Annotated in this window: 15 protein-coding genes; 1 reads left to right on the top strand and 14 read right to left on the bottom strand. The window is 72.5% G+C overall.

Annotated elements, in window-relative coordinates; translation table 11 throughout:
• Nucleotides 1–31 precede the first annotated feature (31 nt).
• From OG520_RS27535 to OG520_RS27505, 7 genes are all read right to left on the bottom strand, one after another.
• Entirely contained in the window at nt 32–1,387 is a 1,356-nt protein-coding gene (locus OG520_RS27535) for a beta-xylosidase (RefSeq protein WP_406014980.1), read from the bottom strand.
• Between the two features lie 241 nt (nt 1,388–1,628).
• On the bottom strand, nt 1,629–1,982 hold the full coding sequence (locus OG520_RS27530; protein WP_072483567.1) for a cytidine deaminase: 354 nt from the start codon (nt 1,980–1,982) through the stop codon (nt 1,629–1,631).
• A 41-nt stretch (nt 1,983–2,023) separates the two neighbouring features.
• Entirely contained in the window at nt 2,024–2,377 is a 354-nt protein-coding gene (locus tag OG520_RS27525) for an MmcQ/YjbR family DNA-binding protein (RefSeq protein ID WP_385324620.1), read from the bottom strand.
• Nucleotides 2,374–3,666 (bottom strand): hemolysin family protein, encoded by a 1,293-nt coding sequence (locus tag OG520_RS27520; RefSeq protein ID WP_406014979.1) that lies wholly within the window; start codon nt 3,664–3,666, stop codon nt 2,374–2,376. Before OG520_RS27520 ends, OG520_RS27525 begins: the two co-directional genes overlap by 4 nt.
• Entirely contained in the window at nt 3,663–4,160 is a 498-nt protein-coding gene (gene ybeY, locus OG520_RS27515; RefSeq protein ID WP_072483570.1) for an rRNA maturation RNase YbeY, read from the bottom strand. Before ybeY ends, OG520_RS27520 begins: the two co-directional genes overlap by 4 nt.
• Before the next feature lie 9 nt (nt 4,161–4,169).
• Nucleotides 4,170–5,201, bottom strand: a complete 1,032-nt coding sequence (locus OG520_RS27510) for a PhoH family protein (RefSeq protein WP_266419419.1) — start codon at nt 5,199–5,201, stop codon at nt 4,170–4,172.
• 142 nt (nt 5,202–5,343) lie between these two features.
• On the bottom strand, nt 5,344–6,468 hold the full coding sequence (locus tag OG520_RS27505) for a carbohydrate kinase family protein (protein ID WP_399326581.1): 1,125 nt from the start codon (nt 6,466–6,468) through the stop codon (nt 5,344–5,346).
• A gap of 338 nt (nt 6,469–6,806) precedes the next feature.
• Between OG520_RS27505 and OG520_RS27500 the strand changes: the two genes are divergently transcribed.
• A complete protein-coding gene (locus OG520_RS27500; RefSeq protein ID WP_406014978.1) occupies nt 6,807–8,162 on the top strand; it encodes an MFS transporter in 1,356 nt (451 codons plus the stop codon).
• Here OG520_RS27500 and OG520_RS27495 read toward each other — a convergent pair.
• From OG520_RS27495 to OG520_RS27465, 7 genes are all read right to left on the bottom strand, one after another.
• Nucleotides 8,126–9,118, bottom strand: a complete 993-nt coding sequence (locus OG520_RS27495; protein ID WP_399326585.1) for an adenosine deaminase — start codon at nt 9,116–9,118, stop codon at nt 8,126–8,128. The two genes, OG520_RS27500 and OG520_RS27495, sit on opposite strands and share 37 nt — an antisense overlap.
• A gap of 48 nt (nt 9,119–9,166) precedes the next feature.
• The gene (locus OG520_RS27490) at nt 9,167–10,075 is read right to left on the bottom strand and encodes a ribonuclease Z (RefSeq protein ID WP_406014977.1); all 909 of its coding nucleotides are present in this window, start codon (nt 10,073–10,075) and stop codon (nt 9,167–9,169) included.
• 18 nt (nt 10,076–10,093) lie between these two features.
• Nucleotides 10,094–10,453, bottom strand: coding sequence for a histidine triad nucleotide-binding protein (locus OG520_RS27485; RefSeq protein WP_266419408.1), 360 nt, complete (start codon nt 10,451–10,453; stop codon nt 10,094–10,096).
• A gap of 223 nt (nt 10,454–10,676) precedes the next feature.
• Nucleotides 10,677–13,913: a S41 family peptidase gene (locus OG520_RS27480; protein ID WP_406014976.1), complete on the bottom strand. Its 3,237-nt coding sequence runs from the start codon at nt 13,911–13,913 to the stop codon at nt 10,677–10,679.
• An 80-nt stretch (nt 13,914–13,993) separates the two neighbouring features.
• Entirely contained in the window at nt 13,994–14,476 is a 483-nt protein-coding gene (locus OG520_RS27475; protein WP_406014975.1) for a hypothetical protein, read from the bottom strand.
• Between the two features lie 164 nt (nt 14,477–14,640).
• The gene (locus OG520_RS27470) at nt 14,641–15,387 is read right to left on the bottom strand and encodes a 16S rRNA (uracil(1498)-N(3))-methyltransferase (protein WP_399326591.1); all 747 of its coding nucleotides are present in this window, start codon (nt 15,385–15,387) and stop codon (nt 14,641–14,643) included.
• The gene (locus tag OG520_RS27465; RefSeq protein WP_266419398.1) at nt 15,384–16,460 is read right to left on the bottom strand and encodes a nitronate monooxygenase; all 1,077 of its coding nucleotides are present in this window, start codon (nt 16,458–16,460) and stop codon (nt 15,384–15,386) included. The genes OG520_RS27470 and OG520_RS27465 overlap by 4 nt, the downstream gene beginning before the upstream one ends.
• Nucleotides 16,461–16,501: the final 41 nt, after the last annotated feature.

The following is a 16,501-nucleotide window of genomic DNA, read 5'->3' as shown; positions in this document are numbered from 1 at the left end:
CCCGGTCCGCCGTTCGGTCGGGAGTGCTCGGTCACGTGAGGGTGAGCGTGAGCACGCCGGAGTACGCGCCGGGGGCGGTGTACGCCGGTACGTTCAGCGCGAGCCGGGCGTCGACGGTGAACTCGCCGCCGGTGGCGGTCCCGTTCGGCGTGGACGCCAGCGTGGCGCCCGCGCTGCCGACCGGTCCCCCGGAACCCGCCGCGCAGGTGCTCGGGCTGCCGGCCTTCGTCGCGCAGACCGGCGTCCAGCCGAGTGCGGACGCGCCGATCGTCGCGCCGCCGGGGCCCTTGAAGTCGGTGACCTTTCCGGTCAGGGACCAGCCCGCGGGGCCGCCGCGGAAGTCCTCGACCGTCACCGTCTGCAGGGAGCCCCGGGAGGCGCCGCCGCGGCCGAAGTCGACCGCCGACATCTCGACGGTGTCCCCGGCCTGGACCATGGAGAGCGTGCCCGCCTTGACGGAGGCGTTGAGCTTCTGGCTGCCGTCCGGGGTCTCCCCGCCGCCACCGGTGACGGTGTAGGCCTGCGGGCCCGCGCCCTTGGCCTGGTCCCAGCCGGCGCCCTCGTAGGCGACGATGCCGGTGGTCGCCGGGTCGTCGACGGTGAGCCGGCCGCTGAAGCCGCCGGAGCCGTCCGCCTTGGCGGTGGCCGTGTCGGCGGTCGGTGCGTCACCGGCCCGGCCGGCGAGGGTGATGTCCGCGCCCGGGGTGAACTTCGACCCGGTGACGGTGACCGTGTCGCCCGCCTTGCCGGACGCGGCACCGAGCTGGATGGCGCGCTCGTTGACCTGGCCGCCGCCGTCCGTCGCGATGATCGTCTCGGAGACGGGTGCGGGCGGGTCCGTCACCGTGCAGGGGGTGTCCAGCTCCATGATGTAGCTGGTGTGGATGTTGTAGTCGCCGGGCGAGAGCGTGATCTGTCCGGGCGCGGTGACCGTGAAGGTGCCGGTCATCGAGAACGACGGGAAGGCGCCCTTGCCGGGTACCGGGTCGTTCTTCTTCGGGCCCGCGACGGTGACGCTCGCGCTCTGCGCACCGCCGACGGTGACCTTGCCGGTCGGCGTCATGATGTCGGCGGGCAGCGCCAGATCGACCGGGTTGCTCGCGGCGGCTTCGACGACGGTGTAGGTGACCGTGACCGTGTCGCCCACCTCCGGGGCGGCGTTGTCGACGGTGATCTCGGCCTTCGTCGTCCCGTCGATCGGCGGGATGCCCGCGATGGCGGGCGGGATGCAGTGGGTGGGGAAGTCCACCGGCACCGAGGCGGTGGCCATGGCCTGCGCGGGGCCCGCGAGCCCCCCTCCCCCGGCCACGACGAGCGCGCCGACACCCAGCGCGGCGGCCCAGCGGCGGCCGTGCCCCGGCCGTCTTCGGGCACCGGATCTTCGCATGCTGATTCTTCGGACGGTCGGACGCATGGAGCCCCCTCCTGCGGATGCGGCGCAGCGGCTCTTCCGCGCCGGCGGGGGCCCATTGACGGCCCCGGCCCCGAAGAAGTCAATGGGAGCGAAACGCTTTGGCTGATGACCCATCAGATGCTGTCAAGATCCGCGATTCCCGCACATGGTGTGCGAACGCCCCGCGCCGGTCGGCTGCGGGGCGTTCGTACACGGTGTGCGGATTTGGTCCGCGTCAGCCCGCCGTCACGCTGACCCGCAGGGTGCCGTCGGGACCGGCGAGCAGGACGGGGGTGTCCGGGCCGCCCAGGTCCCGTACCGCGGCACGGTCCTCGTCCGACGGGGTCTCGGCCTCGGAGACGACCGCGGCCGCCTCCAGGGAGGTGGCCCCGCTGGCCACGGCCATCGCCACGGCGGTCTGCAGCGCGCTGAGCTTCAGCGACTCCAGCCGTACGGTGCCGGCGACATACGTACGTCCGGTCTCGTCCCGTACGGCCGCGCCCTCCGGCACACCGTTGCGGGCGCGGGCGCTGCGCGCCAGCGTGACGATCTTGCGGTCCTCGGCGCCGAGGTCGGTGCTCTCAGTCATGTGCCGAGCATACGAACCGGGCGCGCCGGTCCGCGCACCGCCTACGGCCGGTCGAGCCGCAGCCGGTCCGCCTTCGGCAGCCCCGCCACCACCAGGTCGTAGGAGTCCTCGACCAGTTCGCGGAACACCCGGTCCGGCACCCCGGACACCGTCACCGTGTTCCAGTGCCGTTTGTTCATGTGCCAGCCCGGCACCACCGCGTCGTACTTCTCCCGCAGCCGCACCGCCTCGTCCGGATCGCACTTCAGGTTCACCGTCAGCGGCCGGGCATCCAGCGTGCTGAGCGCGAACATCTTGCCGAGCACCTTGAAGACGGAGGTCCCGGGGCCGAACGGAAACTCCTCGGCACTCGCGTTGAACTCCAGGCAGAACGCCCTCAGCTGCTGCGGAGTCATCCCTCGTCCTCCCCCCGGGAAGCCACGGGCTCCACCAGCACCGTGACGATCTTGTTGCGGCGGCCCGCCGGGGATTCCGCGGTCAGCCGCAGCCGACGGCCGTCCGGCAGGTCGACGACGGCCGACGCCCCGGCGATCGGGACCCGCCCCAGCGCCTTGGCCAGCAGTCCGCCGACGGTCTCCACGTCCTCGTCGTCGTACTCGTCGAGGCCGAACAGCTCCCCGAGGTCGCCGATGTCGAGGCGCGCGGTCACCCGGAAGCAGTCGTTCCCCAGCTCCTGGACGGGCGGGAGCTCGCGGTCGTACTCGTCGGTGATCTCGCCGACGATCTCCTCAAGGATGTCCTCGATGGTGACGATGCCCGCCGTGCCGCCGTACTCGTCGATCACGACGGCGACGTGGCTGCGCTCCTGCTGCATCTCGCGCAGCAGGTCACCGGCGTTCTTGGTGTCGGGCACGAAGGCCGCCGGCCGCATCGCGGTGGAGACCAGATCGGCCTCCGACTCGCGGTTGATGTGGGTCTTGCGGACCAGGTCCTTGAGATACACGACGCCGACGATGTCGTCCTCGTTCTCCCCGGTGACCGGGATCCGCGAGAAACCGGAGCGCAGGGCCAGGGTCAGCGCCTGCCGGATCGTCTTGTAGCGCTCGATGCAGACCAGGTCCGTCCGCGGCACCATGACCTCGCGCACGAGCGTGTCGCCGAGCTCGAAGACGGAGTGCACCATGCGGCGCTCCTCGTCCTCGATCAGCGACTCCGCCTCGGCGAGGTCGACCATCGCGCGCAGTTCGGCCTCACTGGCGAACGGTCCCTTGCGGAACCCCTTGCCCGGGGTCAGCGCGTTGCCGATGAGGATCAGCAGCTGCGGGATCGGGCCCATGACCCTGGCCAGCGGCAGCAGGACGTACGCCGCGGCGGTGGCCGTGTTCAGCGGGTGCTGGCGGCCGATGGTGCGCGGCGACACGCCGATGGCGACGTAGGAGACGAGGACCATCACGCCCATGGCGACGGCCAGCGCCTCCCAGGTCCGGGGGAACTCCTTCAGACAGGCATACGTGACGAGCACGCCGGCCGCCATCTCGCAGGCGACCCGCACCAGCAGGGCGACGTTGAGATAGCGGGTCGGATCCGCCGCGACCTGTTCCAGCTTCCGGCTGCCGCGCCGCCCGGAGCGGACCGCCTCGGCGGCCCGGAAGCTGGAGACCCGGGCGATGCCCGCCTCCGCGCAGGCCGCCAGCCAGCCGACGACGACCAGCAGAACGGCACCCAGGACGAGAGGAACGCTCACGACACGGTGGGCGCGGGCGACGGGCCGGTCAGGCCGTGCTCGGCGCGCCAGCCGTCGACGATCGCGGCCTGGAGACCGAACATCTCGGCCTTCTCGTCCGGCTCCTCGTGGTCGTACCCGAGGAGGTGCAGCACTCCGTGGACCGTGAGGAGCTGGAGCTCCTCGTCCATGGAGTGCCGGGTCTCCGCGTCCTCGCCCTGCTTCTTGGCGACCTCCGGGCAGAGCACGATGTCACCGAGGAGCCCCTGCGGGGGCTCCTCGTCGTCCTTGGCCGGCGGACGCAGCTCGTCCATCGGGAAGGACATGACATCGGTCGGGCCCGGGAGGTCCATCCACTGGATGTGGAGCTGTTCCATGGCGTCGGTGTCCACCACGATCACCGAGAGTTCGGAGAGCGGGTGGATCCGCATCCGCGCGAGCGCGTAGCGGGCGATGTCGAGGATCGCCTGCTCGTCGACCTCGGTTCCGGACTCGTTGTTGACGTCGATCGACATGGTGCGCTGCTACTGCTTCCCGTTGTGGCTGTCTCGGCTGTCGTACTTCTCGTACGCGTCGACGATACGGCCGACGAGCTTGTGCCGGACGACATCCTGGGAGGTGAGCCGGGAGAAGTGGACGTCCTCGACGCCGTCCAGGATGTCCTGGACCTGGCGCAGACCGCTCTTGGTGCCGTTCGGCAGGTCGACCTGGGTGACGTCGCCGGTGATGACGATCTTCGAGTCGAAGCCGAGCCGGGTCAGGAACATCTTCATCTGCTCGGCACTGGTGTTCTGTGCCTCGTCGAGAATGATGAACGCGTCATTGAGGGTACGGCCACGCATGTAGGCCAGCGGTGCCACCTCGATAGTCCCCGCCGCCATCAGCCGCGGGATCGAGTCGGGGTCGAGCATGTCGTGCAGGGCGTCGTAGAGCGGGCGCAGATACGGGTCGATCTTCTCGTAGAGCGTGCCGGGCAGGAAGCCGAGCCGCTCGCCCGCCTCGACCGCGGGCCGGGTCAGGATGATCCGGTTGACCTGCTTGGACTGCAGGGCCTGGACCGCCTTCGCCATGGCGAGATAGGTCTTGCCGGTACCGGCGGGGCCGATGCCGAAGACGATCGTGTGCTTGTCGATCGCGTCGACGTACCGCTTCTGGTTGAGCGTCTTGGGGCGGATCGTGCGACCGCGGCTGGAGAGGATGTTCTGGGTGAGCACCTCGGCCGGTGTCTCCTCGCCGTCCCCCTCGCCGCTCTCCGTCGCCCTGAGCATGGCGATCGAGCGTTCCACTGCGTCCTCCGTCATCGGCTGACCGGTGCGGAGCACCAGCATCATCTCGTCGAACAGGCGCTGGATCAGGGCGACTTCCGTCGCGTCTCCGGCGGCGCTGATCTCGTTTCCCCGGACGTGGATGTCGGCCGCCGGGAAGGCCGTCTCGATCACGCGCAGCAGGGCGTCGCCCGATCCCAGAACCGTCACCATCGGGTGGCTGGCAGGGACGGTGAAGTGGGCTCGCGCCTGCCTCGGCGCAGGGGTCTGGGCTGTGGGTGTCTGAGTCATGGGCCGGCTCTGTGGCCTGCACATACCTCCCGTTGCAAGGTCCTCGCCGATCGACAACCTCTCGGATTACCAAGCCTACGACTCCGCACCGACAACACCGAGGGCTTTTTCGCACACGCTCACGAACAGGTGTGCGCGGCCGTCAGGCGGGGTGCCGGAAGCCGATCGTCGGGACCGCCCGGCGCAGCGGCCAGGGCCGGGCGGTGGCGGGCAGCAGCTCCTCCAGGAAGGCGTACCGCTGGAGCGCGGCCGGGTCCTGGTCGGCGAAGGTGCGGACCTGCTGCCACCAGGCGGCGATCTCCGCCCAGCCCGGCGCCGACAGCGATCCGCCGAACTCCTGGACCGAGAGCGCCGCGGTCAGTCCGGCGAAGGCCAGCCGGTCGGCCAGCGGCCAGTCCGCCAGGGTGCCGGTGACGAAACCGGCGACGAAGACGTCGCCCGCGCCGGTGGGGTCGAGCGCCTCGACCTCGATCGCGGGCACCTCGGCGCTCGCCCCGGTCGCCGAGTCCACCGCGTACGCGCCCTCCGCGCCCAGGGTGACCACGGCGAGCGGCACGCGTTCGGCCAGGGCGTGGGCGGCGGCGCGCGGGCAGTCGGTGCGGGTGTAGCGCATGGCCTCCTCGGCGTTGGGGAGGAAGGCCTGGCAGTGCTCCAGGTCGGCGAGGGCGTCCAGGTCCCAGCGGCCGGTCTCGTCCCAGCCGACATCGGCGAAGATCCGGGCGCCGTTCCGGGCCGCGGTGGCGACCCACGGTTCGGTGCGGCCGGGGGCGAGCGAGGCGACGGCGGCGCGGGCGCGGGGCGGGCAGCGCGGGAACGGCGGTTCCCCGGTCGGGACGGCGGTGCCGTGGGTGCCCTCGGGGCCGGGGGCCTCGTGGCCGTGCGAGACCATCGTCCGCTCGCCCTCGTACGCCATCGACACGGTCACCGGCGAGTGCCAGCCGGGGACGGTGTGCGACATGGACAGGTCGATGCCCTCGCCCTGCTCCAGGGCGTCCCAGCAGTACTCCCCGTAGTGGTCGTCGCCGAACGCCGCGGCCAGCGAGGTGTGCAGCCCCAGCCTCGCCAGGGCGGTCGCCATGTTGGCGACGCCGCCGGGGCTGGAGCCCATGCCGCGCGCCCAGGACTCGGTGCCGCGCACCGGGGCGCTGTCCAGGCCGGTGAAGATGATGTCGAGGAAGACGGTGCCGGTGAGGAAGACGTCGCAGTCCGGGTCCTGCGGGGCGCGCAGCCCGTCCAGAGGGTCGATGCCTGGAATGTCCGTGCTCACCTTGCACTCCCCGGTCGTGGCAGATCTGGCCAGTGTGCCCGATTCACCGCCGTAACCGGAGTGCGCGCGCCGCCGGTCCCGGCGGGCTCGTTCCGGCGTCCCGCGCAGCGACACCGACCTGCGCAAACATGCGCTACTACCCCCGCTCCCGGATCACAAACGCATATGTGACCCAGATCACAGTAGGGTGCCTTTCGGGCGACTGGCCGCGGTTGATACAAATTGGCCCGCGAGCCCCTTCGGCGACGGTTGCCGACGAGTGGCCCGACTTCCCCGTATTTCCCGCATTGCCCTCCCCTGCCTTCTCTGCCGTCTCCAGCATGTCTTCAGGAACGCCCATGTCCTCGCGCCCTCGCGCCGCGTGGCCCCTGGTCGCCGTGTTCACCGCCGGCTACCTCGCCGCCTATCTGCTCCCCACCATCGTCGGGCGGCTCTCCGTCTATCTCGGCCTCAGTACGGCGCAGGCCGGCCTGGTCGGCAGTGCCCTCCTGCTGAGTTCGGCGACCGCCGGGTTCACGCTGGCGGGCCGGGTCGAGACCTACGGGCCGCGGCGGCCGGCCCGGATCGGCCTGGTACTGGCCATGGCGGGGTACGGCTGCGCCGCCCTGGCCGGGTCGGTGCCGCTGGTGGTCATGGGGGTGGTGATCGGCGGCTTCGGCTCCGGTACGGCGACCGCGGTGGCCGCCTCGGGCATCGCCGCCCAGCGCGATCCGCACCGGACCTCGTCGCTCGGGCTGCTCAGCGTCTCCGCCACGGCGGGCGCCCTCTATCTGACGATCCCGCACCTCGGCGGCGGCCACCGGCTGCCGTTCGCCTCGATCGCCCTGGTCGCCCTGCTCGTCTGGCCCGCCACCGCACGGCTCGGCGGCGTCACGCCCACCGGCCCCACCACCCAGGTCGCCGGCCGGCTGCCGCACCGCCGTTCCGGTCTGGTGCTCGCGGGCGGCATGCTCGTCTGGTCCATGGCGCAGAACGCGCTGTGGGGCGTCAGCAGCCGGATCGGGGTGGTCCAGGTCGGACTCTCCGAGGTCACCATCGGAGCGGTGTTCGCCGCCGCGCTCGGCGCTGGTCTGCTCGGGGTGATGGGCGCCGGGATGCTGGGCGCGAGGCTCGGCCGGGCGGTGCCGATCGGTCTGGGCACCGTGGTCATCGCGGCCAGCATCGTGCTCAGCTCGTCGGCGGGGAGCCTCGGTCGATTCGCGACCGGCGAGATCCTGTGGAACACCGTCTACCCGGTGGTCCTGTCGTATCTGATCGGCCTGGCCGCCTCCCTGGACGTACGCGGCCGCTGGGCGGTCCTCGCGGGCTCCGCGTCGTCCGTCGGGGTGGCCTGCGGTCCGGTCCTCGGCAGCGTGCTGTCCGAACAGGCCGGCTACCCGGTCATGGGCCTGATCCTGGGCGCCGTCACGCTCCTGGTCGCGGCCCCGGTCACGGCCGTCGCCCTGCACACCGGTGGCCGCCCGCTGGTGCCGGGATCGGTGCGCCGCAGGGGTGGCGCCCCGGCCGCGCTGCTCGCCGTCACCACCGGAGCGGTGCCCGGCGCCGTGCCCAGGCTGGGCGCGCCCGAGCAGGCCGTCACGGAGATCAGCCTGCCGGTGCGCCGCAGGCGCCCGGTCCGGAACGCGTTCCGGACGGCCGGCCCGGCGGGCGGGGCCGGTCAGTCGAACTCGTACGCCTCGACCTCGGACAGATAACGCGCCCTGCGCTCCTCGTCGTGGTCGAGGAAGGCCGCCTCGAAGGAGTTGCGGGCCAGCGTGCGCAGCTGCTCGTGGTCCAGGCCGAGCGCCTCGCGGACGGCCTGGAAGGTGTCCCCGACGTACCCGCCGAAGTAGGCGGGGTCGTCGGAGTTCACCGTGCAGAGCAGCCCGGCGGCCATCATGGCCCGCAGCGGGTGCTCCTCCAGGGTGTCGATGGCGCGCAGCCGTACGTTGGACAGCGGGCAGAGGGTGAGCGGCACCCGGTCCGCGACCAGCCGCTGCACCAGGTCCGGGTCCTCCATGCAGCGCAGCCCGTGGTCGATGCGCTCGACCCCGAGGACGTCCAGGGCCTCCCGGATGTACTCGGGCGGGCCCTCCTCGCCGGCGTGGGCGACCTTGCGCAGCCCGAGCGCCCCGGCCGCCTCGTACACCTCACGGAACTTGACGGGCGGGTGGCCGACCTCCGCCGAGTCGAGGCCGACCGCGCTGATCCGGTGCAGATACGGCTTCGCCGCCTCCAGGGTCTCCAGCGCCGACTTGGCCGACTGGTCACGCAGGAAGCACATGATCAGCTGGGTGGAGATGCCGTGCTTCTCCTCGCTGCGGTCCAGCGCCCGGCCGAGCCCCTCGACGACGGTGCCGATCGGGACGCCCCGGGCGGTGTGCGCCTGCGGGTCGAAGAAGATCTCCGCGTGCCGGACGCCCTGCGCGGCGGCGCGGGCCAGATACGCGTCGGCGAGCTCCTCGAAGTCCTCCTCGGTCCGCAGCACCGCCATCAGCGCGTAGTACAGGTCCAGGAAGCTCTGCAGGTCGTCGAAGAGGTAGGCGGTGCGGAGCTCCTCGGTGTCCGCGTACGGCAGCCGCACGCCGTTGCGCTCGGCGAGCGCGAAGGCCAGCTCGGGTTCGAGGGTGCCTTCGATGTGGAGGTGGAGTTCGGCCTTGGGGAGGTGCACGGGTTTTTCACGCTCACAGACGGTGGTGCTGATGTGGTGCCGGTGTGTTCAGAGGTGCCGGGTGGGCACGGGGACCCGGCCGAGGTCCTGGGCGATGGTCAGTTCGCCCTCGAACCCCGCTGCGCGGGCCTGGGTCTCGAAGGCGGCCGGGTCGTCGTACCGCTGCGAGAAGTGCGTCAGCACCAGGTGCCGTACGCCCGCGTCCCGGGCCACCCGGGCCGCCTGTCCGGCGGTCAGATGGCCGTGGTCGGTGGCGAGCCGTTCGTCCTCGTCGAGGAAGGTCGACTCGATGACCAGCAGATCGCAGCCCTCGGCGAGCACGTGCACGCCGTCGCAGAGCCTCGTGTCCATGATGAACGCGAACCGCTGGCCGCGCCTGCGCTCGGAGACGTCGTCGAGCGTGACGCCGCCGAGGGCGCCCTCGCGCTGGATCCGGCCGACGTCCGGCCCCTTGATGCCGTGCTCGGCGAGCTTCGCGGGCAGCATCCGGCGCCCGTCGGGTTCGACGAGCCGGTAACCGTACGACTCGACGGGGTGCGAGAGGCGGTGGGTGCTGAGCGTGTACGCGTCGGTGGTGGCGAGTACCCCGTCGGCGGCGACCGGGGCCTCGGTCAGTTCGACGGACTCGCGGTAGGCGGTGGCGTACCGCAGCCGCTCGAAGAAGTGCTGCCCGCTCGCCGGGTAGTGCGCGGTGACCGGGTGCGGGACCTGGTCGAGGTTGATCCGCTGGATCACCCCGGCCAGGCCCAGCGAGTGGTCGCCGTGGAAGTGCGTGACACAGATCCGGTCGATGTCGTGCGCGGCGACGCCGGCCCGCAGCATCTGGCGCTGGGTGCCCTCACCGGGGTCGAAGAGGATGCCCTCGCCGTCCCAGCGCAGCAGATAGCCGTTGTGGTTGCGGTGCCTGGTCGGGACCTGGCTGGCGGTGCCGAGGACCACGAGTTCGCGTACGGACACGGTGTGCGATCGACCGTTCTAGCCGGGGGGCCACTGCAGTCCGCGGCCGCCCAGGACGTGGGCGTGTGCGTGGAAGACGGTCTGGCCGGCGCCGGAGCCGGTGTTGAAGACGACCCGGTAGCCGCTGTCCACGATCTTCTCGTCGGCGGCGACCTGCCCGGCCTCACGCAGTATGTCGGCGGCGATCGTCGGCTCGGCGGCGGCGAGCGCGGCGGCGTCCGGGTGGTGGACGCGCGGGATGACGAGTACGTGGGTGGGGGCCTGCGGGTTGATGTCCCGGAAGGCGACGGTGGTTTCGCTCTCGCGGACGATGGTTGCCGGGATCTCGCCCGAGACGATCTTGCAGAACAGGCAGTCGGGCTGCGGTTCTCCTGCCATGGGGCGACTCCTCGGTAGGTGGTGACGGTGATCGCTGTACGGCATGCTATCGGGCCGCCTGCGGCGGGTGTTGTCCCCTGCCCGGAGCACCATTCAGCCCCTCCGGCGATTGAGGAGCGGGGGTCCGGGGGCGGAGCCCCCGGTTACAGGAAGGGGCGGGCAGGAAAACGAGCCCGCCGCAGGCGCACCGCACCCCGACCCGCACCCCGCCCCACTCCTCCTCCTACGCCCCCGGCAGCTCCGGCAACTCCGGCGCCCGCATGGCCGGCGTCTGCGCCAACGACGCCAGCGCGATCCGGATCGCCTCGTCCAGCTGCGGATCCCGCCCCGCCACATGGTCCTGCGGCGTCATCACGACCTCGACATCGGGATCGACCCCGTGGTTCTCCACGCCCCAGCCGTAACCCTCGAACCAGAACGCGTACTTGGGCTGGGTGACCGACGTCCCGTCCACCAGCCGGTACTTGCTGTCGATGCCGACCACGCCGCCCCAGGTACGGGTACCGACGACCGGCCCGATGCGCAGCGCCTTGATCGCGGCGTTCACGACGTCGCCGTCCGAGCCGGAGAACTCGTTGGCCACGGCGACCACGGGGCCGCGCGGCGCGTCCTGCGGGTAGCTGAACGGCTGCATGCCGCGCGGCATGTCCCAGCCGACGACGCGGCGGGCGAGCTTTTCCACGATCAGCTGCGAGGTGTGGCCGCCGCGGTTCTCCCGGACGTCCACGACCAGCCCCTCGCGGGCCACTTCGATCCGCAGATCGCGGTGGAGCTGCGCCCAGCCCGAGCCGACCATGTCGGGGACGTGGAGGTAGCCGAGGCGTCCGCCGGACTGCTCGTGCACATGGGCCCGCCGGTCGGCGACCCACGCGTGGTAGCGCAGCGCCTCCTCGTCGGCGACCGGTACGACGACGACATGGCGGGGGTCGCCGCCGTCCACCGGTGAGATGGTCAGCTCGACCGGTTTGCCCGCCGAGCCGGTGAGCAGCGGTCCGGGCCCGGTCACCGGGTCGACCGGGCTGCCGTCGACGGCGAGGATCGCGTCCCCGGCGCGTACCGCCACCCCGGGCGCGGCGAGCGGCGAGCGGGCCTCCGGGTCGGAGGTCTCGGACGGCAGGATCCGGTCGATGCGCCAACTGCCCTCGTCCGTACGGGAGATGTCCGCACCGAGCAGTCCCTGCCGGGCCGAGTCGTCCTGCCATCCGCCGGGCGGGTTCACATAGGCGTGCGAGGTGCCGAGCTCCCCCTGCACCTCCCACAGCAGGTCCATCAGGTCGTCGTGGGTGGCGACCCGGTCCAGCACCGGGCGGTAGCGGTCCAGGACCCCGTCCCAGTCGAGGCCGCCCATGTCGGAGCGCCAGAAGTTGTCCCGCATGATGCGCCCGGCCTCGTCGTACATCTGGCGCCATTCGGCGGCCGGTTCGAGGGTCCGCCGGATCCGGGAGAGGTCGACGGTGACGCTGTCGCCGTCGTGGTCGTCGTCGGCCGGGGCCCGGCTGTCGGACGGTACGACGCGCAGCTTGCCCCGGGTGTGCAGGACGACCCGCTTGCCGTCCCCGCTGACCGCGAAGCCCCTGACGTCCGAGGCGAGTTCCTCGCAGTGCAGCTTCTCCAGGTCGTACCGCTCCAGGACGGTCTCGGGCCGCCCGGAGTCGGGCGTGGCGCCGCTCGTACCGAGCACCCCGGCCACCGGGTGGCTCAGCCACAGCAGCCCGTCCTTCGCGGCGCGCAGCGTGGAGTAGCTGGCGGCCTCGACGGGCAGCGGCAGGATCCGGTCGGCGAGCCCTTCGAGGTCGATCCGGGTGACGGGCAGCGCGGTCGGGTTGTCCTGGTCGCCCTCGCCGCCGCTCTTCTCCTTCTCGGTCGGGCGGCCGTGGCGCTGCGGCCCGAACGGGGAGGGCGTGGCGGCGGCGAGCGTCAGCAGATGCGGGCGGCAGGTGCCGATGAACGCCAGGTCGAAGACATGGGCGTCGTAGACCGGGTCGAAGGACCGCTCGGAGAGGAACGCGAGGTGCTTGCCGTCGCCGGTGAACGCGGGGGCGAAGTCCCGGAAGCGCAGCGGGGTGGCCTCGGCGACCGACAGATCGGCGAGGTGCGCGAGCTTGAGCTGGCTGAGCGGCTCGGGCCCGGGGTGGGACCAGGCGAGCCAGGAGGAGTCGGGCGAGAAGACGAGGCCGGAGGCGTCGCCGTGCTCGCTGCGGTCCACCTCGTGGACCTCGCCGCTCTCCCGCTCGACGATCAGGACCCGCCCGTCGTGCGCGGCGACGGCGAACCGGCTGCCGTCGGGGGCCGGGGCGAGGTCGAGGACCCTGCCGATCCGGCCCGCGGCGAGGCGGCGCGGTACGGCGCCGGGGGCGGTGCCGGTGGCGGGTGCGCACTCCAGGGCGTCGTCGCCCTCGGCGTCGGTGACCCAGACGACGTGCTGGTCGCCGTCGGCCTGGAAGGTGCGGGGCAGTCTGGCCCGTACGCCCGGTTCGACGGCGAGCGCGCGGGCCGGGCCCTCGCGGTGGGTGACCCAGTGGACGGCGCCGCGCGTCCCGACGGCGCTGCCGCGGCCCGTGCGGTCCGGGGACGCGCAGTCGAGGTGGCTGCCGGCGTGCACGGAGTGCGGCTGGAGGTCGGTGCGCTGACCGCCGAGCCGGATGTCGAGGCGGCGGGGTCCGTCGCCTCCGAGGTCGTCCAGCAGCCAGAGTTCACCGGCCGACGCGTAGGCGACGCGGCTGCCGTCGGTGGTCGCGTGGCGGGCGTAGAAGCCCTCGATGCCGGTGTGGCGGCGCAGGTCGGAGCCGTCGGGGAGCGAGGAGTAGACCGCGCCGACGCCTTCGTGGTCGGAGAGGAAGGCGACGCGTTCCCCCACCCACATCGGGCACTCGATGTTCCCGTCGAGCTCCGCGTGGAGCCGTACGAACTCCGCCGGGCCGTCCGCCGGGGACTCCTGCTCGATCCACAACTTGCCTGCGGTGCCGCCCCGGTAGCGCTTCCAGCGGGCGGCCTCGCGTCCCATGGTGACCGCGAGCAGCAGGACCCGGCCGCCGGGCCCGTACGCGACGGAACCGACCGGCCCGTACGGCAGGGTCCGTGCGGGTCCGCCGTCGACCGGGACGGCCCTGGCCCAGGTGCGCCGGAGCGACGCCTGCCCCTGGGCGCTGATGGCCAGCACCTCGCCCCCGGGCGTCCAGCCGTGGACGGCGGTCCGCGCGTCGCCCCAGTAGGTGAGCCGCTGGGAGGGGCCGCCGTCGGCAGGCGCGATGTGTACCTCGGGTGCCCCGTCCCGGGTGGACGTCCAGGCGACCCGGGTTCCGTCGGGCGATATCCGTGGATGGGTGACAGGCCGGTTGTCGGCACTGACGCGCCAGGCTCGGCCGCCGTCCAGCGGCGCCAGCCAGACATCGTCCTCGGCGGTGAAGGCGATCGAATCGCCCTGGACATGGGGGTATCGGAGGTAGGCAGGCTGCGTCACATCGATCACCCTAGGCCGCGACCATGCTGTGCGTAACCGGGTTGGCCGGAGTCCGACGGGCCGCCGCGCGCCGGACCGGCTCACTTGCCCATGGGCGTTTCGGTCACCGTCACCGTGACGGTGACCGTCGGCCGGACGCCGGCGCCGCCGGCCGGCGGCGGTGGATTCCACACGGCGGCCGAGGGGGCGGCGTCGCAGTTGCCGAGCACATCCGCCCGGAAGACGGCCTTCCCGCCCGTCTTCGCGGCCAGGTCCCCCCGTACGCACCGCCCGCCGAGCTCCTGGGTGACCTTGCCGGTGAGGGTGATGGCCTCGCCCTTCGCGGACTTGCCGGTGCAGTCGACGTCCGCGATCCGGCGCGCGGACACGGCGGGCGACGCGCCCACGGTCCGGTCCCCGTCGACTCCGGCGGTGCAGTTCAGCCATTGCACGTCGACCCCGTTGCGCTCCAGTGCGCCGGTGCCGACCCGGTCGGTGGTCACGGCGATGGACGCGGAATTCAGTCCGCCCGCGGGCTCACAGGCGACGGCACCCGCGACCGCCGCGACCACGAGTGCGGACACGGCCAGAAAGCGCCGTCCTCTTCCCTGACCCCATGCCCTTGATGTCCCCATACGGGCAGCTTCCCACCGTTACCCACCGGACGGTAGACGGCGTGCGGTCGTACTGGGGGGCGCCGCCGGGGCGCGCGAAGGGGCTCCGGCCGACCGGCAGTTGCGGGCCGGGCTCACGACCAGCGGCCGGTGCGCCCCAGCAGCAGTGCCGTCGCCGCCGTGCCCGCCGTCGAGGTGCGCAGGACGCTCGCCCCGAGCCGGCAGGTCCGGGCGCCCGCCGCGGCGAAGACCGCCAGCTCGTCCGGCGACACACCGCCCTCGGGGCCGACGACCAGCACGATCTCGCCCTGGGCGGGGAGCCGGACGGTGGCCAGCGGCTCGCTGTTGTGTCCCCGGTCCTCGTGCAGGACGGCGACGAAGTCCGCCGTGGCGACGAGCGCGGCGACCTGCTTGGTCGTCATCACGTCGGCCACATCGGGGAAGCGCACCCGACGGGACTGCTTGCCCGCCTCCCGGGCGGTGTTGCGCCACTTCGCCAGGGATTTGAGGCCGCGGTCGCCCTTCCACTGCGTGATGCAGCGCGCTGCCTGCCAGGGCACGACCGCGTCGACACCGGTCTCCGTCATCGTCTCCACGGCGACCTCGCCGCGGTCGCCCTTGGGCAGGGCCTGGACGACGGTGATGCGGGGAGCGGGCCGGGGCTCCTCCCGGATCCCGGTCAGATCGGTGACGACGAGCCGGTCCTTGCCCTCGGCGGCCAGGACGATGCCTTCCGTCCAGTGGCCGCGCCCGTCGGTGAGCACGACGTCCTCACCGGCACGCAGCCGCTTCACCGACACGGCGTGCCGGCCCTCGGGCCCCTCCAGGACGAACTCGGGCCCGCCGGGGACCTGTTCGACGACGAAGACCGGTGCGGTCACTGCGTACTCCCTGTGCTCACTGCCGTCCGTGCGGCGTCCAGTTCTTCGGCGAGCAGCCGGACCAGCCGGCCCGCGGGCAGCTCGCGTGCCATCCGGTGTCCCTGCCCCGCCCACAGGGCCATGCCCTGCGCGTCCCCGGCCTTCGCCGCCGCCTTGCGCAGTCCGGCGGTCAGATAGTGGACCTGCGGGTAGGCCGCGGGGGCGTACGGGCCGTGCTCGCGCATGAAACGGTTGACCAGACCGCGCGCCGGGCGGCCGGAGAACGCCCGGGTCAGGGCGGTCCGTACGAACAGCGGGTTGGTCAGCGCCTGCTTGTGCAGCGGACTCGCCCCGGACTCGGGGCAGACCAGGAACGCCGTACCGAGCTGCGCCGCCTCCGCGCCCGCGGCGAGCACCGCGGCGATCTGGGACCCGCGCATCAGCCCGCCCGTGGCGACGATCGGTATCTGGACGGTCTCGCGGACCTGGGACACCAGCGAGAGCAGCCCGATCCCGGCGCCGTCGGCCTGCGGGTCGTCGCGGTGGGTGGACTGGTGGCCGCCAGCCTCGATGCCCTGGACGCAGACCGCGTCGGCGCCCGCCCACTGGGCGGCCTGGGCCTCCTCGGGCGTGGTGACCGTCACGACGGTGTACGTGCCGACGCCGGCGAACGCGTCGAGGGTGTCGCGGGTCGGGCAGCCGAAGGTGAACGAGACGGCCGGGACCGGGTCCTCCAGGAGGATGGCCAGTTTGGCGTCGTAGTTGTCGTCGCCGCCGCTGGAGTCCGGGTCGCCGAGCGGGGTCTCGTACCAGGCGGCCTCGCCCGCGAGCTGATGCCGGTACACCTCGACGGCGCTCGGGTCGGCGAGCGCGGGCTGCGGCATGAAGAGATTGACGCCGAAGGGCTGACCGGTCAGCCCTCGCAGCTGTTTGATCTCGTTGTACATGCCGTCCGCCGTCTTGTACCCGGCGGCGAGAAAACCGAGCCCGCCCGCCTCGGAGACGGCCGCGACGAGCTGCGGGGAGGACGTGCCCCCCGCCATCGGGGCCTGCACGATCGGATACCGGCAGAGATCGGTCAACGCGGATGACATGACCGCATCGTGTCACGTCCCGCGCGGCCCGGCGTGCGCGG

Source organism: Streptomyces sp. NBC_00984, from assembly GCF_045162475.1.
Lineage (GTDB): Bacteria > Actinomycetota > Actinomycetes > Streptomycetales > Streptomycetaceae > Streptomyces.
This window is presented reverse-complemented; position numbering and strand designations above follow the sequence as displayed.